The sequence below is a fragment of the Paenarthrobacter nitroguajacolicus genome (assembly GCF_029952445.1).
GTDB classification, from domain to species: Bacteria; Actinomycetota; Actinomycetes; order Actinomycetales; family Micrococcaceae; genus Arthrobacter; species Arthrobacter nitroguajacolicus_B.
Window position 1 is genome coordinate 60,355 of record NZ_JAQPPK010000010.1, and the last position, 21,840, is coordinate 82,194.

20 protein-coding genes are annotated in these 21,840 nt (G+C 62.6%); 11 read left to right on the plus strand and 9 right to left on the minus strand.

Features of this window, described 5'->3' with window-relative positions; all coding sequences use genetic code 11:
• Together PJL15_RS09065 and PJL15_RS09070 are read left to right on the plus strand one after the other, a co-directional pair.
• Positions 1-1,233 carry a metal-dependent hydrolase family protein gene (locus PJL15_RS09065; protein WP_281450821.1) on the plus strand — a complete coding sequence of 411 codons (1,233 nt, stop codon included), beginning with the start codon at positions 1-3 and terminating at the stop codon, positions 1,231-1,233.
• Positions 1,234-1,333: 100 nt separating this feature from the next.
• The gene (locus PJL15_RS09070; protein WP_281450822.1) at positions 1,334-2,005 is read left to right on the plus strand and encodes an SRPBCC family protein; all 672 of its coding nucleotides are present in this window, start codon (positions 1,334-1,336) and stop codon (positions 2,003-2,005) included.
• An 81-nt stretch (positions 2,006-2,086) separates the two neighbouring features.
• Here PJL15_RS09070 and PJL15_RS09075 read toward each other — a convergent pair whose 3' ends face one another.
• Positions 2,087-4,093 carry a rhamnogalacturonan lyase gene (locus tag PJL15_RS09075; RefSeq protein WP_281450823.1) on the minus strand — a complete coding sequence of 669 codons (2,007 nt, stop codon included), beginning with the start codon at positions 4,091-4,093 and terminating at the stop codon, positions 2,087-2,089.
• 667 nt (positions 4,094-4,760) lie between these two features.
• On the opposite strand from PJL15_RS09075, the gene PJL15_RS09080 reads away from it, so the two are divergent.
• The 5 genes from PJL15_RS09080 (at position 4,761) to PJL15_RS09100 (ending at position 9,597) form a co-directional block, all read left to right on the plus strand.
• Entirely contained in the window at positions 4,761-6,737 is a 1,977-nt protein-coding gene (locus tag PJL15_RS09080; protein WP_281450824.1) for an amino acid transporter, read from the plus strand.
• 141 nt (positions 6,738-6,878) lie between these two features.
• Positions 6,879-7,709, plus strand: a complete 831-nt coding sequence (locus PJL15_RS09085; RefSeq protein WP_281450825.1) for an oxidoreductase — start codon at positions 6,879-6,881, stop codon at positions 7,707-7,709.
• Between the two features lie 180 nt (positions 7,710-7,889).
• Complete coding sequence (locus PJL15_RS09090; RefSeq protein ID WP_018778796.1) at positions 7,890-8,060, plus strand: hypothetical protein; 171 nt, start codon at positions 7,890-7,892, stop codon at positions 8,058-8,060.
• A gap of 207 nt (positions 8,061-8,267) precedes the next feature.
• On the plus strand, positions 8,268-9,398 hold the full coding sequence (locus tag PJL15_RS09095) for a glycosyltransferase (RefSeq protein ID WP_348651484.1): 1,131 nt from the start codon (positions 8,268-8,270) through the stop codon (positions 9,396-9,398).
• Between the two features lie 7 nt (positions 9,399-9,405).
• Positions 9,406-9,597 carry a hypothetical protein gene (locus PJL15_RS09100; protein WP_018778794.1) on the plus strand — a complete coding sequence of 64 codons (192 nt, stop codon included), beginning with the start codon at positions 9,406-9,408 and terminating at the stop codon, positions 9,595-9,597.
• Here PJL15_RS09100 and PJL15_RS09105 read toward each other — a convergent pair.
• Positions 9,594-10,838 carry a hypothetical protein gene (locus tag PJL15_RS09105; RefSeq protein ID WP_281450827.1) on the minus strand — a complete coding sequence of 415 codons (1,245 nt, stop codon included), beginning with the start codon at positions 10,836-10,838 and terminating at the stop codon, positions 9,594-9,596. The genes PJL15_RS09100 and PJL15_RS09105 overlap by 4 nt on opposite strands.
• A gap of 363 nt (positions 10,839-11,201) precedes the next feature.
• Between PJL15_RS09105 and PJL15_RS09110 the strand changes: the two genes are divergently transcribed.
• Entirely contained in the window at positions 11,202-11,681 is a 480-nt protein-coding gene (locus PJL15_RS09110; RefSeq protein ID WP_281450929.1) for an NUDIX domain-containing protein, read from the plus strand.
• Positions 11,682-11,709: 28 nt separating this feature from the next.
• Here the strand turns inward: PJL15_RS09110 and PJL15_RS09115 are convergent, their stop codons facing one another.
• The gene (locus tag PJL15_RS09115; RefSeq protein ID WP_281450828.1) at positions 11,710-12,489 is read right to left on the minus strand and encodes an alpha/beta fold hydrolase; all 780 of its coding nucleotides are present in this window, start codon (positions 12,487-12,489) and stop codon (positions 11,710-11,712) included.
• 247 nt (positions 12,490-12,736) lie between these two features.
• On the opposite strand from PJL15_RS09115, the gene PJL15_RS09120 reads away from it, so the two are divergent.
• Both PJL15_RS09120 and PJL15_RS09125 read left to right on the plus strand, forming a co-directional pair.
• Positions 12,737-13,309: an MOSC domain-containing protein gene (locus PJL15_RS09120; protein WP_281450829.1), complete on the plus strand. Its 573-nt coding sequence runs from the start codon at positions 12,737-12,739 to the stop codon at positions 13,307-13,309.
• A gap of 176 nt (positions 13,310-13,485) precedes the next feature.
• Positions 13,486-14,175 carry a hypothetical protein gene (locus tag PJL15_RS09125; protein ID WP_281450830.1) on the plus strand — a complete coding sequence of 230 codons (690 nt, stop codon included), beginning with the start codon at positions 13,486-13,488 and terminating at the stop codon, positions 14,173-14,175.
• 6 nt (positions 14,176-14,181) lie between these two features.
• Here the strand turns inward: PJL15_RS09125 and PJL15_RS09130 are convergent, their stop codons facing one another.
• The 3 genes from PJL15_RS09130 to PJL15_RS09140 all read right to left on the minus strand — a co-directional run bounded on the left by PJL15_RS09130 (position 14,182) and on the right by PJL15_RS09140 (position 18,678).
• Complete coding sequence (locus PJL15_RS09130) at positions 14,182-16,155, minus strand: ABC transporter ATP-binding protein (RefSeq protein WP_281450831.1); 1,974 nt, start codon at positions 16,153-16,155, stop codon at positions 14,182-14,184.
• Positions 16,152-17,885, minus strand: a complete 1,734-nt coding sequence (locus PJL15_RS09135) for an ABC transporter ATP-binding protein (protein ID WP_281450832.1) — start codon at positions 17,883-17,885, stop codon at positions 16,152-16,154. Before PJL15_RS09135 ends, PJL15_RS09130 begins: the two co-directional genes overlap by 4 nt.
• Positions 17,886-18,000: 115 nt before the next feature.
• Positions 18,001-18,678 carry an FMN-dependent NADH-azoreductase gene (locus tag PJL15_RS09140; protein WP_281450833.1) on the minus strand — a complete coding sequence of 226 codons (678 nt, stop codon included), beginning with the start codon at positions 18,676-18,678 and terminating at the stop codon, positions 18,001-18,003.
• Positions 18,679-18,801: 123 nt separating this feature from the next.
• Between PJL15_RS09140 and PJL15_RS09145 the strand changes: the two genes are divergently transcribed.
• On the plus strand, positions 18,802-19,230 hold the full coding sequence (locus PJL15_RS09145) for a winged helix-turn-helix transcriptional regulator (RefSeq protein WP_281450834.1): 429 nt from the start codon (positions 18,802-18,804) through the stop codon (positions 19,228-19,230).
• Here the strand turns inward: PJL15_RS09145 and PJL15_RS09150 are convergent.
• From PJL15_RS09150 to PJL15_RS09160, 3 genes are all read right to left on the minus strand, one after another.
• Entirely contained in the window at positions 19,220-20,755 is a 1,536-nt protein-coding gene (locus tag PJL15_RS09150; RefSeq protein WP_281450835.1) for a CYTH and CHAD domain-containing protein, read from the minus strand. The genes PJL15_RS09145 and PJL15_RS09150 overlap by 11 nt on opposite strands.
• Before the next feature lie 104 nt (positions 20,756-20,859).
• Complete coding sequence (locus PJL15_RS09155) at positions 20,860-21,345, minus strand: SRPBCC family protein (RefSeq protein ID WP_281450836.1); 486 nt, start codon at positions 21,343-21,345, stop codon at positions 20,860-20,862.
• A 116-nt stretch (positions 21,346-21,461) separates the two neighbouring features.
• The gene (locus PJL15_RS09160; protein WP_281450837.1) at positions 21,462-21,812 is read right to left on the minus strand and encodes a hypothetical protein; all 351 of its coding nucleotides are present in this window, start codon (positions 21,810-21,812) and stop codon (positions 21,462-21,464) included.
• Between the last annotated feature and the right edge of the window lie 28 nt (positions 21,813-21,840).

The window sequence follows — 21,840 nt, forward strand, 5'->3', positions numbered from 1 at the left end:
ATGAGCACCACCCTTGAAACCCCGCCCCTCGTTATCCGCAACGCAAGCGTCCTGGACGTCGAGGCGGGCACCTACTCGACCGCCGACGTCGTAAGTGTTGCCGGCAAGATCAGCAGCGTCGGACCGGACGCGGAGGCACCCAACGGTGCGCGGATCATCGATGGCACCGGGAAATTTGTCATTCCCGGGTTGATCGACGCCCATGTCCACGTGGTTGCTTCGAGTGCCGACTTCCGCTCCCTGACGTACACACCGGCGTCGTATGTCTATGCGCAGACGGCCCGGATCATGGGCGAGATGCTTCGGCGCGGCTTCACCACCGTCCGCGATCTCTCCGGCGCCGACTTCGGCCTGGCCATGGCACAGGAGGAGGGCCTGTTGGAGGGCCCCAAGATCCACTTCTGCGGCCATGCGCTGAGCCAGACAGGTGGCCACGGCGATATGCGCCTCCCCGGCGAGGACCACGATCCCAACGGCCGGGGCTGCTGCGGCATTGGCCGCGTGGCCGACGGCGTGGACGCGGTCCGGGCAGCCGCCCGCGACGAAATCCGTAAGGGCGCCCACCACATCAAGATCATGGCGTCCGGCGGAGTGTCCTCCCCCACCGACCGCATCGACTCCACGCAGTACTCCATGGAGGAAATGCGGGCAGCAGTGGAAGAAGCACAGGCCGCCAACCGTTACGTCGCGGCCCACGCCTACACCGCCCGCGCCATCAACCGTGCACTGGAAGCCGGAGTACGTTCCATCGAACACGGCAACCTCCTGGACGACGAAAGCCTGCGGCTATTCCTGGAGAAGGACGCGTTCCTGGTCCCCACGCTTGTGACCTACTGGGCGCTGAAGGAAGAGGGCAAGGAATTCGGGCTAACGGAGGAGATGTGGGCCAAGGTCGATTCCGTACTCACCAGCGGGCTCGAAGCCATCTCGCGGGCACACCAGGCGGGCGTGAAAATGGCCTTCGGTTCGGACCTCCTGGGCGGCATGCACCGCCACCAGAACGAACAGTTCAGGCTGCTGGGCAAGGTCCAGCCCGCCATCGACGCCATCCGGTCAGCAACCACGACGGCGGCGCTGCTGCTCGAGCGCGAAGGTGAACTTGGCGTGATCGCACCAGGCGCGGACGCGGACATGCTGGTGTTGGGCGCGGATCCAGTGGCCGATATTTCCGTGCTTGCCGATATTCCGGAGCACCTCGAGTACCTGATCCAGAACGGCCGCGAGATCGCCTGATTCCTGCGTCTCGCGGGCCGCAAAGCCTGTTATTCCCCTCCGAAAAGCTCGATACTGTAAGTATGCTGATCAATACCGAATCGAGCAGGAGGAGGACATTGTGACCACGAAAGTGAACAAGACAATCATGGTCAACGTTCCGATCAGTACGGCCTACAGGCAATGGACACAGTTCGAGGAGTTCCCGCACTTCATGGGCGGAGTGGAGCGCGTAACGCGGCTCGGAGAGGACCGCCTGGAATGGGTGGCCGAGATCGCCGGCGTCCACCGCACATGGGAAGCCAAGATCGTCCAGCAGGACGTAAACCGGGCCGTGGCATGGGCCGCCGTCGAGGGTGTGAAGAACGCAGGTTGGGTGGAGTTCAAAGAAGCCGGACCCAGCCAGACGTCCCTGCACCTGTCCTTGGAATACGAACCCCACGGCGTCCTGGAATTCCTGGGGGATAAGTTGCACATTGTTGAGAGGCAGGCTGAGTCGGACTTGAAGAAGTTCAAGGAGTACATCGAGAAGCAGGCACCAGAGACCGGCGCAGCCGGCGCAGCCGGGACCACAGGCACCGCGGGGACGGAACCCGGAGAGACCGGTGCCGCTGGGACCCCGCCGGTTATTGACCCCATCAACCACCCGTTCGACCAGACCAACGGACTGGCCGACGTCGATGGCGACTCGGATGGCACCGCCGAAAGCGATACCCGCAGCAAGGCTGAACGCGGGGACGGCGACGGACCCGGAGCCATCCCACCCTTGGGCGGCACGCTCGGCCAGCACTGACAGCAACGACTGACCGCAACGCGGGGTCACTTTTGGCCCATAAAGGGCTTCCCGGAGGGCCAAAAGTGACCCCGCGTTGTCCTACTTTTTGCCGGTATAGACGACGGCGGGCATCGCCGGAGCCTGCATACCCTCACCAATGAAGAAGCTCGGGTGAGGCGGCTGGTTGTACGCCACGTTCTCCCGCGCCACGGCAGTGCGGTACATGGTGTCGTGCATCAGCGTCCTGAGGCGAACCTCAGTGGGAGCCGTGGTGGTGTAGATCCGCAGTTCGGTGCTGTCGGTGGACGGCCACGCGATTTCCTCGCGCCAGTCACCAAGGATGTCCGCCTGGATGGACGGGTTGCCCTTGGTGGTGTTGTTGCTGCGGGCACCGTCGGCGGTCAGGAGCCTGTCGCTGGTTTCGGTTTCCCAGTTCCACTTACTAATGGTTGGGACTCCGCGGGAGAGGGTTGCGTCGTAATCGTGGTCGACGATCTCGCGCAGCAGATCCCCATCCCACCACGCCAGGAAGTTCGCAGCGGGGATGTTCTCGGCGATCAGTTCACCCTTTGCAGACATCAGCTGCCCCTTCGGTGAATCCCAGGCAGCGGAACCTCCGACCGCCCAACCTTCAGCGCCCGCGTAGCGGGGATCGATGTCCCCCGCCGCGCCGCGACCTGTGTCCTTGATGGCGGGAATGCTCCAGAGAATTTCGCCCGTAGCGGCATCCCGGAATGTTGCTCCACGGTTGCCGCTTTGGCTCATGCTTTCGTGGACGGCAAACGTCTCCAGCCCCGGCCGGGACGGATCCAGGTCTCCGGTGTGGATGGCGTCGCCGTGGCCGAGCTTGGTGTTGTACAGCGGCTGGCCGTTGTCATCAATGGTCATCGAGCCGAAGACGAACTCGTCCTTGCCGTCCTGGTCCACGTCTGCCACAGACAGGTTGTGGTTGCCTTGGCCCTTGTACTCGTCGCCGGCCTGGTTGGAATCGAAGGTCCAGCGCTTCACGAGCTTGCCGTTGACCAGGTCATAGGTCACCAGCACAGTGCGCGTGTAGTAGCCGCGACTAAACATCATGGACGGGTGTTCGCCGTCGAGATATGCCACCGCGGCGAGGAAACGGTCCACACGGTTGCCGTAGTTGTCGCCCCATGCAGCCACGGATCCGCGCTCAGGCTCGTAGGCGACCGTGTCCATGATGGTTCCGGTCTCGCCCTTGAAGACGGTCAGGAACTCCGGGCCGGCAAGGACATAGCCAGCACTGTTGCGGTAGTCGGCGTTGGCATCGCCGATCACGGTTCCGGCGGCATCCTTGGTGCCATCCGCCGTCTTGAACGACACCTCGGCCTTGCCGTCGCCGTCGAAGTCGTACGCGAGGACCTGCGTGTAGTGCGCACCGGCGCGGATGTTGCGTCCCAGGTCGATGCGCCACAGCTTGGTGCCGTCCAGCTTGTACGCGTCCACGTAGACATTGCCGGTGTAGCCGGACTGCGAATTGTCCTTGGCGTTCGACGGCGACCATGTCTGGATGACCTCATACTTGCCGTCGCCGTCGAGGTCCGCGACGGTGGCGTCGTTGGCCGAGTAGGTGTAGGGCTTGCCGTCCGGCGTGACACCATCTGCCGGCTTGTCCAGCTTGATGGCCAGGTAGTTCTGCGCCAGCGGGGTCACTGCCTCGGTCAGCTTGTCCTGGCCCTGCCCGTTACCAACGGTTTTGATGACGTAGCTGGACGTTGCCGTGCCCGCGGGGTCCACGAACATGGTTGCGTTCCGGATGGGCTCCGGGGTGATGTTGACGCCGTCGCGCAACACCTGGAAACCGATGCTGTCCTTATCCAGGCCCAGCATGCGCCAGCTCACCGTGACGCCCTGGTCCGTCAGGACGGCGACCGGCGCACGGTCAAGGTTCTCGACTTGGCGCTGCAGGGTGGGAGTCTTTGCGGCGTTGACGACGGCGGGATGGTTGGCTTGCGCGGTTTGGGTGGGGGCTGCTTGCGCGAGCGGAACGCCCGTAAGCGCGATGGCGGCGGCAGCGAGGGAAGCCGAGGCCGCGAGTGGGACCGCTTTCCAAGCACGGCTTCTGGAGTTTCGATAGGAACATTTCATGGTGTAAGCCAAAGAACATCTCCTTTGATGCTGGGCTGCAGGGGGTCTGCAGCCGCATAGATTGGAACGTTTCACTACCGAAGCCAGCTGTGGATCTCCTGCTTGCGAGTGGTGGGTGTCGACAGAGAAAACGCTTTCCGCCAACAAGATTTACCAGCGTTTCAACTGCCCGGTCAAGGGTTTGACAGGAAATTACTGTGAGTTTTCGGTTCTTGATGTTCACTTTTGTGCCGCCCCCGCCACCCTCTCACCAAACACTCCTCCCCCACCGACCCTCTCTCACCAAACACCCCCACCCCACCGACCCTCTCCCACCAAACACCCCCACCCCACCGACCCTCTCCCACCAAACACCCCCACCCCACCGACCCTCTCTCACCAAAGCCAAGGGAGCCGTCCGCGGGGCGACCCGTTTGGTGATAGAGGATCGCCCCCCAAGGGGCGCTTTGGTGATAGAGGATCGCCCCCAAGGGGCGCTTTGGTGATAGAGGATCGCCCCCAAGGGGCGCTTTGGTGATAGAGGATCAGCCCGAAGGGGCGGTTTGGTGATAGAGGATCGGGGGGTCGCGTTAAGGTCTCGTCAAGAATCCTTCCCTGCCGATATCAGGCACCCTGCGCGGTGCTATGTTCAGCTCAGACTCACGAGCGTAGGGCTGGGAGGGCACCCATGACCACGTTAAGCAGACCGCCGGCAGACCCCTCGGCACCCAGGCCGGGGGGCTGGACATCATTCCGGACATGGCTGCTGTTCGGCCTGCAGGACAGCAAAGGGCACCACCAGGGCCCCGGCGGTGTCAGTGCTGCCCACGAGAAGAAACACCATTGGTGGCAGGTCATGTGCCTGACGGGTGTGGACTACTTCTCCACACTGGGTTACCAGCCTGCCATTGCCGCTTTGGCCGCGGGCGTGATCTCGCCCTTGGCCACCATCGTGCTGGTTGCCGTGACCTTGCTCGGTGCGCTCCCGGTCTACCGGCGCGTGGCCGGCGAGAGCCATCGGGGCGAGGGCTCCATCGCCATGCTGGAACGATTGCTCCCCCGGTGGGGCGGCAAACTACTGGTCCTGGTCCTGCTGGGCTTTGCCGCCACCGACTTCATGATCACCATGACCCTTTCGGCCGCTGACGCCACGGCCCACCTGATCCAGAACCCGGTGATGCCGTCCTGGCTGCAGGGTCAGAACGTGTTGGTGACCTTGTTTCTCCTGGCACTCCTGGCCGCCGTGTTCCTGCGCGGTTTCAAGGAAGCGATCGGCATCGCCGTCGTGCTTGTGGTCATCTATCTGGGACTCAACGTGGTGGTCGTAGCCACCACAGTGGTGGAAGTCCTGACCCACCCCACCGCTGTGGGTGATTGGTGGCAACTGCTGTGGACCTCGCACGGCAACCCGCTCATGGCCGTGGCCATCGCCTGCATCGTCTTCCCAAAACTCGCTCTGGGCCTCTCCGGATTCGAAACGGGTGTGGCCGTGATGCCGCAGGTGCAGGGAGACCCGGACGACACCGATGCCAGGCCAACAGGACGCATCCGTGGAACCCGGCGGATGCTGACCACGGCTGCGCTGATCATGAGCTCGTTCCTGATCACCTCCAGCTTCACTACGGTGGTCCTCATTCCCGAACGCGAGTTCGAAGCCGGTGGCCAGGCGAACGGCCGTGCCCTCGCGTTCCTCGCCCACGAGTACCTCGGCCTTGGATTCGGCACTGTATATGACCTCAGCACCATCGCGATCCTGTGGTTCGCCGGGGCTTCCGCCATGGCCGGCCTGCTGAATCTGGTCCCGCGCTACCTACCCCGCTACGGAATGGCCCCCGATTGGGCAAAGGCAGTCCGGCCCTTGGTTCTCGTGTTCACGCTGGTCGGGTTCTTCATCACTATTGTCTTCAACGCCGACGTCGACGCCCAGGGCGGCGCCTACGCCACCGGCGTCCTGGTGTTGATGACGTCAGCCGCCGTGGCAGTGACACTGTCCACCCGCCGTCGTCATCAACGCAAACGCATGGTCGGCTACGGTGCCATTGCCACCGTCTTCGTTTACACCACGGTGGCCAACATCGTCGAGCGCCCGGAAGGCATCCGGATTGCGGCAATATTCATCGCGGGCATCATCGGCATTTCGTTGTTGTCCCGGGTTCGCCGATCGTTCGAGCTGCATGCCACGCATGTCCACATGGATGGAAGTGCGCTGGAATTCATCCTCGACGACGGCGGCGGGCCGATCAGGCTAATTGCCCACGAACCGCGCCGGCTGACGGCGGAGGCGTACCGGGAGAAGCTGGTCTCGGCCATCGAGGTCAGCCATCTCCCGCTCAATTACCACGGCCTTTTCCTGGAAGTCGTGCTGGACGACACCTCCGATTTCGAGACCGAACTCTACGTGACTGGCATCGAACGGCACGGCTACAGGATCCTCGAAGTCCATGGGCCCGTGGTGGCGAACACCATCGCCTCGGTCCTCCTGCACATCCGTGACGTCACGGGCTTGATGCCCCACATCTATTTCCGCTGGACAGAGGGCAACCCGATCACCAACCTGCTGCGGTTCCTGTTCCTGGGCGAGGGTGAGATTGCCCCGGTAACCCGCGAAGTCCTCAGGGAAGCAGAACCGGACGTAAGCCGGCGTCCATGGGTCCACGTCGGTTGAGCGGCGTCGGGCAGCCAAGGGAGGCACAGCTCCAGGGAGACACGGCTCCAGGGAGGCACGGCCATTACCCGTAAGGGGCGTCACTCCCCCAGCGGCGGGGAGTAGCGTTCAGTTGGATAGGTCATCCATGAAAGGAACATCATGACTACCTGGCTCATCACAGGCTGCTCCACCGGACTCGGCCGCGCACTGGCCCAAGCAGTCCTCGCGAAAGGCGATAACGCCGTCGTCACCGCCCGCGACACCGCAACCCTGCAGGATCTCGCCGCGGAATTTCCGACGACGGCACTCGCCGTGGCGCTCGACGTCACCGAACAGTCGCAGGTGGACGCGGCCGTTCGGCAGGCCGAGGAGCGATTCGGCAGCGTGGACGTCCTGGTCAACAACGCCGGGTACGGCTACCGCGCTGCCATTGAAGAGGGCGACGACGCCGACGTCCGGACGCTGTTCGACACCAATGTCTTCGGTCCCGTTGCCATGATCAAGGCCGTCCTGCCAGGCATGCGTTCCCGGCGATCGGGTGCGATTGTAAACATCTCCTCGATCGGCGCCAGGATCTGTCCGCCCGGTTCGGGCTACTACTCGGCAACAAAGGCCGCGTTGGAAGGCATCTCCGGTTCACTCAAGAAGGAGTTGGAGCCTCTGGGAATCTCCGTGACGGCCGTGGAACCGGGTGGTTTCAGGACGGATTTCGCGGGGCGCTCCCTCACCCAGTCGGCGAAGGCCATCGACGATTACGCAGAGACGGCAGGCAAGCGGCGCAAGGAAAACGACACGATCCACGGCACGCAGCAAGGCAATCCGGACAAGGCCGCCGAGGTAATAATCAGCGCTGTGGAAGCCGAGCAAACGCCCGCTTTCCTGCTCCTTGGAGCGGACGCCGTCTATGCCTACGACGCCGTGGAGGAAGCCATGCGCGCTGAGGTCGACCGCTGGCGGGAACACAGCGCCGGCACCGGTTACACGGAGTAACAAGGAACGTGTAATCGGTCACACTTGGCTGGATTCGCTTGTCAATCACGGTGGGCAGCATGAACCATGAATGAGGGAATCCGTTCCCATACAAGCTGAATCAGCAATCCTCACCGACGAGGATGCGGCCCCGGGCGAAGAGGCTTGGGGCTGTCAACAGCCTGAGTGAAAGTACTGACAATGACGACACATACTGACTCCATCACGCTGAAAATCTGGGACAAGTCGGCCATCGACCACACCATCGATGCCGCCATCCAGTCCCTCTCCCACCGCGCTGCCGCAGAAAACTGCGGAATCGCCGTGACCCTCAGCGGACCGAAAACCTTCACGGTCAGCCTGAGCCGCTAAGCAGCTCGAAACAAACGCAAGAGGACGACGCCGGGACCTCCCGGCGTCGTCCTCTTGCGTTTAATCCTCACCGCAGATTGCGTGAGGCTTCAAGCAAACCCTGAGCAAACCTTGATTTTTCCTTGACGGTTTCCCTGCGCATTTCTTGCGTTGGCGTTGGAACTCTAAATGAGACAACGCTTTCAACGCAGGAACGGAGGGGTCACCATGCTCACCGCGAACACAGTCCAGACAGACGCGCCGGACACGGCCGCCGCGCCGCGCCGGTCCCACCGTGCCGCCGGGGGCGTGGTTACCGTGCTGGTTCCGGCCCACAACGAATCCGCCGGCATCACCGAAACGCTCGTCTCGCTGAACAACCAGACCCACCGCCCGGACCGAGTGATCGTCGTGGCAGACAACTGCACGGACGACACTGAAGAACTCGCGCTGGCCCAAGGGGCCGAGGTCATCCGGACAGTGGGAAACAAGGACAAGAAGGCCGGGGCCCTGAATTTTGCCCTCAGCCGGTTGCTTCCCGACGCCGACCCCGAGGACCTGATCCTGGTCCAGGACGCCGACTCCCAGCTTGCCCTCGACTTCATCGCGAACGCCACCCAAAACCTGCTCACCGACGATCTGCTCGGCGCGGTAGGCGGTGTCTTCAGTGGCGGTCCCGGAGGCGGCTTCGTAGGACATCTCCAGCGCAACGAATACGCCCGCTACGCCCGGGATGTGAAGCGTCTGCACGGTAAGTGCCTGGTGGTGACCGGGACCGCGGCCCTATTCCGGGTCAAGACACTGCGTGATGTCGCCGCCGCCCGTCTCAAAGGCACGCTCCCTCCCGGCAACGGCAAGGGCGGCATCTACGATACGTCCGTCCTCACCGAGGACAACGAACTCTCCTTCGCCCTGCTGACACTGGGCTACCGCATAGCTTCGCCGGCCAACTGCACGCTGGTCACCGAGGTCATGCCCACGTGGCGTGAGCTGTGGGCACAACGGCTCCGGTGGAAGCGGGGCGCAGTGGAGAACTGCGTGCAATACGGGTGGACCAAAGTGACCAGGCCCTACTGGGGCCGACAGTTCCTTTCCATGATCGGCGTCGTAGTGACGCTGGCCTACTTTGGTTCCATCCTGTTCGCGCTTATTTCAGGGATGGGTTTGAACCTCCAGCCCTTCTGGATTGCAGTCACCGGCATCTTCATCCTCGAACGCATAGTCACTGTGCGGTTCCGGGGCTGGAGGTACATGCTGCTGGCCGCAACCATGTACGAAACAGTGATCGACATCTTCCTCCAGGCTGTCCACGCCAAGGCCTACCTGGACGCAGCACTTAATAGAAAGAAAGTTTGGTAATCGACTCATGTACAACAGCCCCGTAACTCCCGCCGCTGGAGCAGCCGCAGCCGGAATGGGATCCGGAACGCTCGCCTTGACCGGCGCAGGCGACCTTTTCTGGTTTGCCTTGGCCGCCTTCGCCATGCTGGCGTTGGGACTCGCGATCAAGAGAATAGTTCCCGTCCGGGCACAGAAGAACCTGCCATCCGCCTCCTAAGGAATCACAGCAGTGCTGGCCGAGAACCTGGACACCGTGGTGTAACCGGATTTGGTGCCGGTAACCCTGACGCTCATGGTGTCCGCCTGGTCAGCACTCACAAGCTTGTAGGTCTTGGACGTTGCCCCGGTAATCACGGCGCCGGAACGGTACCACTGGTACGCCAGGGTGGTCCCGGAAGTCCACGTACCAGGGTTGGCGGTCAGCGTTGAACCCACGGTGAGAGTACCGGTGACAGTGGGGGTGGGAGCTACCAAGGTTCCTGCCGCCACTGCCGCCGTTGGCGCGGACTCCTCCGTAGCCGAGGCATAGCCTGTCAGACTCCCTTTCACCCGCACTGTGAGGGTGGCCCCTTGATCAGCAGCAGCCAGCACGCGGGTGGCCGCGGTGGCTCCTGAAATTGCAGTGCCGTTCTTGAACCATTGGTACGTCAGCGCGGTGCCGGCAGGCCAAGTCCCGGGCACTGCCGTGAGCGTTGACCCGACCGCTGCTGTACCCGTGATGGTGGGAGTCGGTCCACTGAGCTGGTTTGCCGGCACGAACGAGAAATCCCTGATGGTGACGGACTCCGGCGCAACGTGTGCTGCGTCCCCGCCCCCACCGCCGGTAACCCAAAGGTTAAAGTGAATCTGTTCTTTGGCAGGAGTGGGAACTGTGGAGCCCTCCAGGACTGTCCTCTTCAGAAGCGGCCCATCGTAGCCCTCCCCTGCGAACGTCTCAAAGGTCAACTTGCCCGGTTCCCAGACCATCCGGTGAGTGAGGATCGGAGCGTTCGTGACGTCGAAATTGATGGTGTTGTTGCCTTGCCCCGGAGGCAAAGAAGCATCGAACCAGTACCCATGCCCCTGGGTCACTGGCCAGCTTTCGCCATAAGCGGCGCCACCACCCCATGCAGAGGCTTCACAGAGGTCGATCTCCGTGTATCCGGGGACGGCGTTGGGGTCGTACGTGAAAAGGCATCCCCACACCACTTCCTTTTGGAGCGAGCTGACGTCCTTTTCCACAGTGGTGCTGTAGGTGCCATACCCGAAACCTTCACGGGTGGATTGGAATTCCGCCCCCTTGGGCGCTGACCCTGTGGGGTTGCTAATGGAAAGTTTCACATAGCCATTGGCGTCCGGGTTGCTGACATTGTTGGCATCCCAGCTCGCGTTGTACATGGGCGCTCCACCCCAAAAACGCTTCTGCCAATTGAATCCCTTCCACGCAAAACTGCCCACCGGGCCAGGATCATCAGCCATGGGTGTTGTGTCCGCCGCTTGCGCTGGACCTGTTCCCGCAAACATCGATAACCCAACCGCCGCGATCACGGCCAAGCCCACTACTTTTCTGCCCCCACGTGGAAAGTGCCTCATTGACAATGCCATTGCTGTTTCCTCCTGCTGATGCGCCCAGAATGCCAGCGGCTGGTCCCGCTGGCCGCAGTACTTTCCACCCCCGGAGAACGTACAACTCCTCGATTATCGAGTAACCGGGGGTCATGCGGGAAGCGAAATTGGCACGCAAAATCCCCGAATTAACATCGATTGGATAACGGCGCCACCTATCGGCGTAGCCTTGAGGTGTTCCAGAAAATGTGTGAGCATCTTGGACCGGGAGGCACCATCACTATCCGCAGCGCTGGCATCATCCTTTACCGGCAAAATTCCGCTGAACAATTGGAGCTATGGATAGCCCACATGGGCGGCCCGTTTTGGGCGCGGAAAGATCAGCACGCCTGGTCGATTCCCAAGGGCGAATTTTCCGACGACGAAGACGCCTTGGATGCCGCACGCCGGGAATTCACCGAGGAAATCGGAACTCCGCCACCGTCGGCGAACTACGTTTTATTGGGTACATTCCGGCAGCCTTCAGGCAAAATCATCACCGCGTTCACCGCCGAAGCCACCGAATTTGAGCCTGAGGAGATTGTCAGCAACACGTTCCCCATGGAATGGCCAAAAGGCTCAGGTGCCATCAAGGACTTCCCGGAGATCGACGACGCCCGCTGGTTTGAAGAATCCGTGGCACGAACCAAGCTCGTGAAGGGGCAACTGCCCATTGTGGACGCACTCGTCCGGCACATGGGCGGGGAATCCGCCTGAAACCAGCAGCGGGAATTCGAGCTGGTAGCTAGTTGCTCCTGCGCGCGATGAACTGCCGGATCCACTCCACGGTTTCCGGGTGATCCAGGTGCAGGCCATGCCCACCGCCGGCTACCTTGACCAGGACGGAGCCGGGGATGTGCTCGCGGAGAAGCTGGGCATTGGGCAAGGGTGTCAGCCTGTCCTCGGTGCCGTGCAGTATCAGGGTGGGAGCGCGGATTGCGCTGAGTTCGTTCCAGGCATCGTGCTCGCGGCTTGCCTTGAAATGGCGCGACTTTGCCCAGGCCGAAGCTTGGGAGCTGAAGAAAGTGTAGGTCGCTTCGGGGTTGTTCCTTATCCAGTCAGTCCCGAAAAAGAGCGGCTCAAGGCGGGCCAGATCACCGCTCACCAGGGAATCCAAGGCAGCTTTGTCGGGTTCGGTTGCGGCATCTGGCCATTTTCCGCCGCTGGTCGCCGCCAGGATCAAAGTGCGGACTTTCTCCGGATAGTCGACGGCCAGCCATTGCCCTATGCGTCCTCCCATCGAATGGCCGTACACGTGTGCTAAATCCGCACCGGCCGCACCCAGGACCGCCGCAGCATCCTGCGCCAACAGGCGCGTGGTGTACCGCTCAGCATCTCCCCTACCGCTTCGGCCGATACCGCGGTGATCAAAGCGGATGACGCGGTTATAGCGGGACAGGAGCTCCGCCGTCGGACCCCAACCGTCCATGGCCGTGGCCTGTCCGGCAATGAGCAGCATGGGCTCGCCTTCGCCTTTCGACGTCCAGGCGAGTTGCACGCCGTCGGCGGCTTCAGCAAAGTTCACGAAGCCCACTGTATCTGCGCAGACGCGCTGTTCCGCCGGACGATCACGCCATGTGGCCCAAAGCAGCGCGGGCCGGTGGGCACCGGCGCTGCTCTTCCCGGTTCCTGAATAGGACGTAAGTCGATGTGTACGAGGCGGCGAAGGCGTGCGGGTTGATCGGGCGGCAGAGTTCGCGGCCACCGTCGCGCCACATGTTGGGGCGACCCAGGGCCCTGCGCTTCGCGCCAACGGGGGCTAGCGTTGAGGGATGACAGCTGAGTACAGGTACGACGTCGAGGTACTGCACCTTTTGGTCTCACCGGGGCACGCCTACTTTGGCCGCGCGCGGGAAGGTGCCGCCGACGTTCCAACGGTCGACGCCGACCAGGCTGAGTTGGTTGCCGGCAAGGGGATCGTTGGGGACAGGTTCTTTGGCAAAGCCGCCCACATGGACGCCGCCGTGACGGTGCTCGCTGTTGAGGCACTCGAAGCCATCGCAGCCGAACTTGGAACGGGGCCTTTGGACCCCCTGCTGACCCGTCGGAACATCGTGCTGCGCGGGGTGGAGCTGGCTCCTTTGCTTGGCCACGAGTTCACGCTCGAGTCGGGCGGCGATGTAGTGCGATTGAAAGCGGGGCGACCGGCCCATCCCTGCGTCTGGATGGACCAAATGCTGGCTCCTGGCGCGCACAAAGCGATGCGCGGCCGGGGCGGCGTTAGGTGCCAGGTCATTTCCGGTGGATTGCTGCATCGGGGAAAGGCCGTCTTGGTCAGTCCGGTGGAGCTGGACCCCGCCAAGGCCAGCGAGGCCAACGTGCTGCGGCCATCGCGGCTGCCCTAGCAGGCGCCTTGCCCGTCCCTTCCGCACCCACTTTGGGCGAGTAAAAGCCCGGAAACAACTGAATGACGTTGATTTATCGGATTTCCGGATCCAAAGTAGGTGGTGAAGGCACGGCGAATATACTCAGGCTCCTGTCATTCACCGGAAGTCCCGCATAGGGTGATCGGGTGGAGACCGTGAGCAGCAGCGTACAGGGCATGGCGGGCAAGGCGTTTGCTGCGGTGTTCCGAGCCATCAAGGTGATACGTCCCCATAGGCCGATCCACCCCAAGGGCATCCGTTTAGTGGGCACCTTGGACCGGGACGCGGGCGCGCGGAAGGCTTCCGGCATTCCTTGGCTGGACGCCTCCGGGAGCACCCTCGTTGAAGCCCGGGTCTCCCGGTCCATCGGGTTGCCGGACGCATTCCCCGACATCATTGGCCTCGCGGTGCGCTTCACCGAGCAGGGCAATCGCTCAGACATGCTGCTGGCCACCACCGGCCCCACAGGACTGGGCCGTTTCATACTCCGGCTCCGGCGGGATGCCGCGGGCGCTGTTTTCTCCAGCATGATGCCGTACCAATCAGGTTCCGGGCCGGTCCTCATCGCCGCGAGGAGCATCGGAGGGCCGGAGAAGTTGCCAGTTGAACCGGCGACATTCCGGTCGATACTGAGTGATGCGACTTGGACGTTGGAACTCCATCACGCAAGCCCGCTGGGGCCTTGGACGAGGTTTGGAACGTTGACGCTCAGGCTCGCTGATGACGCCGAAGACACCCGCGAACGGTTCGACCCGGTCCTTCATCCCCTCCCCACGGCTGGGACCTACGGCTGGACCAAGCGGCTTCGGGAACCTTCCTACGCGGCGGCCCGGCGTCGGAAATAAATTCTCTCAGACCTCCGCCACCGGGGCGGCAAACTGGGCTTCGTACAGCCGGGAGTAGGCACCACCGGTGGACAGCAGCTCCGAATGTGTCCCCTGCTCCACAATCTGGCCGGATTCCATGACCAGGATGAGGTCGGCGTCGCGAATGGTGGAGAGCCGGTGGGCAATCACAAAGCTGGTCCTATCCGAGCGCAGGGCATTCATGGCTTTCTGCACCAGCACCTCGGTCCGGGTATCCACGGAGCTCGTGGCCTCGTCCAGGATCAACACCGACGGGCGGGAAAGGAAGGCCCGGGCGATTGTGAGCAGCTGCTTCTCACCGGCTGAGACGTTGCCGCCTTCGTCGTCGAGAACGGTGTCGTAACCCTCGGGCAGTGAGCGCACAAATCGGTCTACGTAGGTAGCCTCCGCGGCCTCCATGATCTCGGCCTCAGAAGCGGTGGGCCGACCATAGGCAATGTTGTCGCGGATAGTGCCACCGAACAGCCAGGTGTCCTGGAGGACCATACCCATCCGCGAGCGCAGTTCTTGCCGGGAAATGGATGCGATGTCCACGCCGTCCAGTGTTATCCGTCCTGAGTCCAACTCGTAGAAGCGCATCATCAGGTTCACCAGGGTGGTCTTGCCCGCGCCCGTTGGCCCGACAATTGCGATGCTCTGACCAGGTTCCGCCACCAAGCTGAGGTCCGTGATCAGCGGCTTGTCCGGGGAATATCGGAAGGAGACATTCTCAAACACGAGACGCCCGTGGCCTGCCCCAGCACCGGACGGAGCGGGTTCGGCCGACTCTTCCTGCTCATCGAGCAGATCAAACACGCGCTCAGCAGAAGCTACGCCGGACTGCAGCATGTTCGCCATGGATCCCAGTTGCGCCAGGGGCATGGTGAATTGCCGAGAATACTGGATGAACGCTTGGACATCGCCCAGCTGCATGGAACCCGAGGCCACCTGCAGGCCGCCCACCACGGCGATCCCCACATAGACCAGGTTCCCGATGAACGTCATGGCGGGCATGATCAGACCGCTGACGAACTGCGCGCCAAAGCTTGCCTGGTATAGCTCGCCATTCTTGGCCCGGAACTTCTCCTGCACCTCGTTCTGCCGTCCGAACACCTTCACCAGGGCGTGCCCGGTGTAGGTTTCCTCGATCTGGCCATTGAGCTCGCCGGTGTTCTTCCATTGGGCCACGAACAGCTTCTGCGAGCGCTTGGCAATGATCAGCGTGGTCCCGAGCGTCAAGGGAATGGTCACCAAGGCAATCAACGCCAGGAGAGGCGAAAGGATGAACATCATGACCAGCACGCCCAGCACGGTCAGCAGCGAGGACACTACCTGGCTGATGGATTGCTGCAGGCTCTGGGAGATATTGTCGACGTCGTTGGTGACCCGGCTCAGCAGTTCACCGCGCTGAATGGTGTCGAAATAGCGCAGCGGCAGGCGATGGATTTTGGCTTCGATGCGCTGGCGGAGGCGGTACACGGTCCGCTGGACCACGCCGTTAAGGACGTAGGCCTGCATCCAACCGAACGCCGAGGCAAGCACGTAAAGGGCCAGCGCCCACAACAGGACCGAAGAGAGGGCAGCGAAGTCGATTCCGACGCCGGGGGTCAGGTTCATGGCGTTGAGCATGTCGGCTTTGCCGTTGTCGCCTGAGGCCCGAAGTCCCGCGATGATTTGTTCTTTGGTCACTCCTGCGGGCAACTGCTTGGACACCACCCCTGCGAAGATCAGGTTGGTCCCTTCGCCCAACAAACGCGGACCGATGACTGAAAGAGCGACGCTGGCAACGGCAAACACCAGCACCAACGTCAGCCAAAGCCGCTCCGGATGCAAGGTTCCCAGCAGCCGGCGGGCCGAGGCCTTGAAGTTGGAGGCCTTCTCTGCCGGAATGCTCATTCCAGCGAACGGCCCTCCCCTGCCGGGACCCATGGCCGGCCTCTGCGGTCCCCGGCCGCCGGCCGGAGCAGTGGATGTGCTCATGCTGCCTCCTCCGCTGCAAGTTGGGACGAGACGATTTCCCGGTACGTTTCTGAGGTTTCCAACAACTCTTCGTGCGTTCCCTGCCCAACAATCCTGCCGTCGTCGAGCACCAGGATCCGGTCTGCGTCGGCGATGCTGGACACGCGTTGGGCGATGATCACCAAGGTGGCTCCGTTGGTGTGCCGTTTGAGCGCTTGCCGGAGGCGGGCGTCCGTGGCGGTATCCAGCGAGGAGAAGGAATCGTCAAAGATATAGAGCTCGGGTTGTTTCACAAGGGCACGGGCGATCGCGAGCCGTTGCCGCTGCCCGCCCGAAACGTTGGTACCGCCCTGTGAGATGGCCGCGTCCAGGCCGCCCTCCATCTCCTGCACGAAATCATCTGCCTGCGCCACTCCCAGCGCCTGCCACATTTCGTCTTCGGTGGCGTCCGGCTTGCCGTACTGAAGGTTGCTCCGGACGGTGCCGGAGAACAGGTAGGGCCGCTGGGGCACCAGTCCAATGTGCCCCCAAAGCAGGTCCGGGTGGAGATCGCGGATGTCCGTTCCATCCATCCGGACGGAGCCTGTTGTGGCGTCGAACAGCCGTGGCATCAGGTTGACCAAGGTGGTCTTGCCCGCGCCGGTACTGCCAATGATCGCGGTGGTCTGCCCTGCTTTTGCCGTGAAGGACACGCCGCTCAGCACCGGGCGTTCGGCACCCGGGTAAGCGAATCCGACGTCGTGCATTTCTAGCTCCCCGCGGCGGATGCCGCCGGTGACGGGATTCGACGGCGGCCGGACGCTGGATTCGGTCTCCAGCACCTCCCCGATGCGGTCGGCTGAAACGGACGCACGCGGGATCATGACCGCCATGAATGTGGCCATCATGACGGACATGAGGATCTGCATGAGGTAGCTCAGGAACGCGATCAGGGTTCCCACCTGCATGGAGCCGTCCTCGATCCGGAACGAGCCGAACCAGATCACCGCCACACTGGATACGTTCATCACCAACATGACCACCGGGAACATGAGCGCCATCAACCGGCCGGCGCGCAGCGCAACGTCAGTGACGTCGTCGTTCGCCCTGCCAAACCGGGCGCCTTCCATATCCTCGCGAACAAAAGCCCGCACCACGCGGATGCCGGTGAGTTGCTCGCGCAGGACCCGGTTGACGGCGTCGATCCGGACCTGCATTTTGCGGAACAGCGGCACCATCCGCGTCACGATCAGGCCAACAGCGACCAGCAGCACAGGAACGCACACGGCGATCAGCCACGACAACTGCGCGTCCTGCCGCACCGCCATGATCACGCCGCCGATGCTGAGCATTGGCGCCGCGACCATGAGCGTGCAGGACATCAGCACCAGTTGCTGAACTTGCTGGACGTCATTGGTAGAGCGGGTGATCAGGGATGGCGCACCGAACCTGGTGACCTCCTGCTCCGAGAATTCGCCCACGCGGCTGAAGATGGCGTCGCGGACATCGCGCCCCATCCCCATGGCGGCCTTGGCGCCGAAGTACACGGCAACCACGGAACAGGCGATCTGCAGGAGCGTGATCAGCAGCATCAGGCCGCCCATCCGCAGGATGTAATCGGTGTCCCCCGCGGCGACGCCATTATCGATGATGTCGGCGTTGAGCGTCGGCAGGTACAAGGACGCGATGGACTGCGCCAGTTGAAAAACGACGACGGCGACCAGCAGCCGCCGATGCGGCCGCAGGAAGCGAACCAGTACCTTCCAGAGCATGCTGTCTCCGAGCTTTCGATGTGAACCGAAGGCCAGTTTACGTCTGGTTGCCGTGGGCAACTAGGGGGAATCAGGGCGTTGTGGAAACTGTAAGAAAACCGCCCCGCAATCCACCTCAGTCGCTGATCAGCTCAAGGGTCCGGACGCCATTGAGCTTCCTTGCGAACAGTAATGCCGCGTCACTGAGCTGCGTTTCAGCAAGCTGTCGGCTGCCATCCACGTCACCGTTCAAGACAGTGGGGGCGAAGCGGATGTGCGTGGCGTCCTGGATCCCCACGAAGTTCAACCAATCGGCGAAGTAGGTGCTGCTGAAGTCGGCGCCAAAAGCCGCCGGGACCCCTGGTGCGTACACGCCGCTGGTGTGGATGGCCATGGCCTGTTTCCCTTCCATGAGGCCGCTGTAACCCTGCTCGGGATGGAAGCCGAAACTCCACCCGGGCTGGGTGACGATGTCGATCCACTGCTTCAGGGCGTACGGGATTCCCGAGTTCCACATGGGGATGTTGAAGACGTAGGCATCCGCGGAAGCAAACTGGTCGAACACTGCTTGGGCAGCTTCCCAAGCGGCAACCTGCTCCGGCGTTTGCTCCTGGCCGGTGAAGACAGCCATCTTCGCGGCCGCGGCGATTCGACCGAAAGCCGGCAACGCGTCGTCGTCGAACAGGTTCAATGTCTCCAGTTCAAAAGTCTCCGTAGCTGCCGACTGGACCGAGTCGATGAAGTGGCGGGCCAGTCCCAGCGAATCGCTGTTGGCGTAGCGGGGGGAGGCATTGATGTGGAGGATGGAGGGCATGTGTTTTCCTTTCAATCGGGGGACTTTCTGACCCCTCCTCGATCCTCGCCCGGCCACCCCACACAGGTAAGAACGCACTTTATTGTGCCCAAGGCACCTCGAAGTGCCTGCGATGATTAGGGGATGACACTCACGGCTGACCAGAACCGGCAGAAAGTACGGCACCAGTACAACGCCGCCCTGGAACACTGCCCGGCCCGGCAACTGCTGGAAGCGATCAGCAGCAAATGGGTGACTTTGGTGATGCTGGCATTGGAAGAAGGGCCACAACGCCACAGTGAATTGCGCAGGAACATTCCGGGAGCCAGCCAGAAGATGCTCACGTCCACACTGCGTTCCTTGGAGCGCGATGGCCTGATCCTCCGCGAGGTCACTGCGTCCGTCCCCGTCCGGACCGATTACTGGCTCACTCCCCTGGGCCGGTCGCTCCTACCGGTCATTTTCGCCATGAAGGAATGGGCGGAAGACAACATGGACGCGGTGGCTGAGTCGCGCCAAAAACACGATATCGAGCTTGCCGGCGGCGACGCGGGCCCACGACCTATTTCTTGAGCCGCAGCTTCCGTGCTTTGGCGCTGTTCTTCAAGTACTTGCGTTCCGCGGCCTCCGAAAGCACGCTTTCCCTGGCATGCAGCACCCCGTAGGTGAACGCAGCGCTGCCCAGGCCGGGCGTCGAACCAAGGTCCAGCAACTCCGCACGGGCCATCACGCTGTCCTGGTGGTTACCCAGAATCGACTGCACGTTGTGCGCAGCCTTGCTGAGCTTCGACGCACGTTTCCCGTGGACGCTTTCTACGGCCGCGGCTGCAAAGCGCAGCTTCTTGGCAGACTTCCGGACGTCGTGAAGGGCTTCGTCTCGTGAATGTCCGACGGCGGCCCCCACCGCCGCGTCATGGCGTTTCCGGAGGCGCTTTACGGCTTTGTTGACGAGCTTCGCGGTGGTTTTCCTTGCCGGAGCCTTGCCCTTGTCACTGAGGGGTGGCGCGTCGATGAAAGCCTCAAGATCATCCAGGAGGTGGAAATACCCTGGGGTGGCAAGCCGGGTCTGGATGGCGGCTTTGGCAGTATCGGCCCTCACCAGCATCCGCTGTTCAAGCTCGTCATGGAGGACACCCAACACAAGGTCTTCCGGCAGCCCGTCAAGCGCATCCCGGAGGCGCTGATGGAGCACTTCTGTGTCGCGGTAGCGGCCCAAGGTCTCCGCCAACGATTTCAGCCCGTCTTCAAGTTCTTGGACAGGTTCCGGAACAAAAAGCCCACGATACGTGTGCAGCACAGACCGTATCCGGCGGGTGAAGGCCCGCATCTGGTGGACGGAATCGTCCCGGCCCAACCTCACGTGGGCGTCCTGGAGAAGCAGGCCAGCGAGTTGTGCCTGAAGGTAGCTGAGCACGGGAGCGGCTGCCGGGTTCTTGTGGGCGCTCTTGTCCGTGGCCGCTTCCACCCCTGGTTTCCGGGGCGCCGGCATGTCTTCGCCCAACGCGGTGGCCAGCTTGGAACTTCGCTTGCTGGGCGTCGCCCCCGCTGCCGAGAGCTGACGGGTCAGGGTGGTCAGCAGGGCATCACCAGTGCCGTCCGAGGCTGCAAGTTCTACTTCCCACTCCCGCCATTGAAGCTCACGGGCCGTCCCGACGGTCACGTCGGCACGGACATGGTCATCGACGAAATCGGCCAAACGCTCACCGTGGCTTCCATACAAGGCGTAGCTCGTACGATCCGTGTGCAAGGAGGCGACCGCCAACACTGCATGCGCCCGCGTATAGGCAAGAATCCGATCCATCAGCTCTACCGGGACGGTATCCGCGCTGCCTAATGGAGCGTGGATTTCGGTCCGTTTGCCCGGGCCGAGCGGCAATTTGAGGTGCCAGCCGGCGTCGTGGCCTCCGGTGCGGCGACGCAGGGTGATGCCGTGGCTGGCGAGAGCAAGCTGCCGGGTGTCGAAGTAGGTCGCGTCCAAAGTATGGGTTACCGGTTCGCCGACTTTTCCCACCCCGTCGATGGCGTCCAACCGGGGAAGCGGAGTGGACTCCACTGCGTCGAATTTCTGCTCTGCCTCCACACTGCTGGACGTTGCCATGGCCCTCAAGACTCCCTCTCCGCGGTTACTCCAAGTATGCCGCGAGGGCCGGCCCGTTGTAACGGCCGGCCCTCGCTTGAGCTGAAACTTCCTGGAGCTGAAACTTACAGAAGTGCTCCGCCTGTGTCATCCACGTCGCCACCGGACACTGTCCCGCGCCAGGCGCCGGATTCGTGCCCTTGGGCTTCGATGAACTTCTTGAATTTGTCCAGGTCGGCGCCCACCCGCAGTTCGTCCACGCCCAAGGCCGACCCCGCCTTTTCGGCCAGGCCTTCAGGCTCCCAGTCGATGGCCACGGTGACCCGGGTGCGCGCATCCTCAAGAGGCACGAAGCTGACCGAGCCCGAATTCCGTGGGCCGTCCACGCTTGCCCAGCTCACCAATGCGTCTGGAACCTGCTCGATGATCTGGGCGTTGTACTCCCGCTTCACACCTCCCACGTTGGTGGAAAAGTGCAGGGCCGTGTCATCGATCTGCTCCACGGCCTCAACGCCGTTCATGAACTGCGGGAAGGACTCGAACTGCGTCCATTGGTTGTAGGCGACAGATACGGGCACGTCCACGTCAATTGACTTGTTCACCGTTGCCATGGGGTTTTGCTCCTTCGATCTAGTCTCTGTTTCCAGATTCGGGATTTCCGGCGGCGCACCAGCCGGCTGGCTGCTTAACCAGTGGCGCGCCAGTCTAAGCGCGCCAGCCAAAGCTCTTAGCCGGCGTCGAAGTTCTCTTCGTCATCGTCGTTGGGCGACTCTTCCTGGGGAAGGTCGTTTCCGCTGCCGTCCGGCAATTCGTCGTCGTTGCCCGGCAGGGATGACTGCTCTGCGTGGGATTGCTCGTCGATGCCGCCGAAGCGGCCTGCGCCCGGTTCTCCGGAGCTGTCCGAGTCTTCGGGGTTCAGGTGGCTGAGGTTGGGCGCGCCGGTGCCTTCGCCCAGTGCGGCCTCGTCGATGTCTTCCTCAACGCGGGGCTGGGCCTGGCCTCCGCCCGCTTCCTGCTCGGCTGTAGGAGTGCCGTAGCCGCCTACTTCCTCTTCCGGTGTGGCGTCGTGCTTGTCCATGTGACTTGTCCTTTCCGATGCGGCGAAC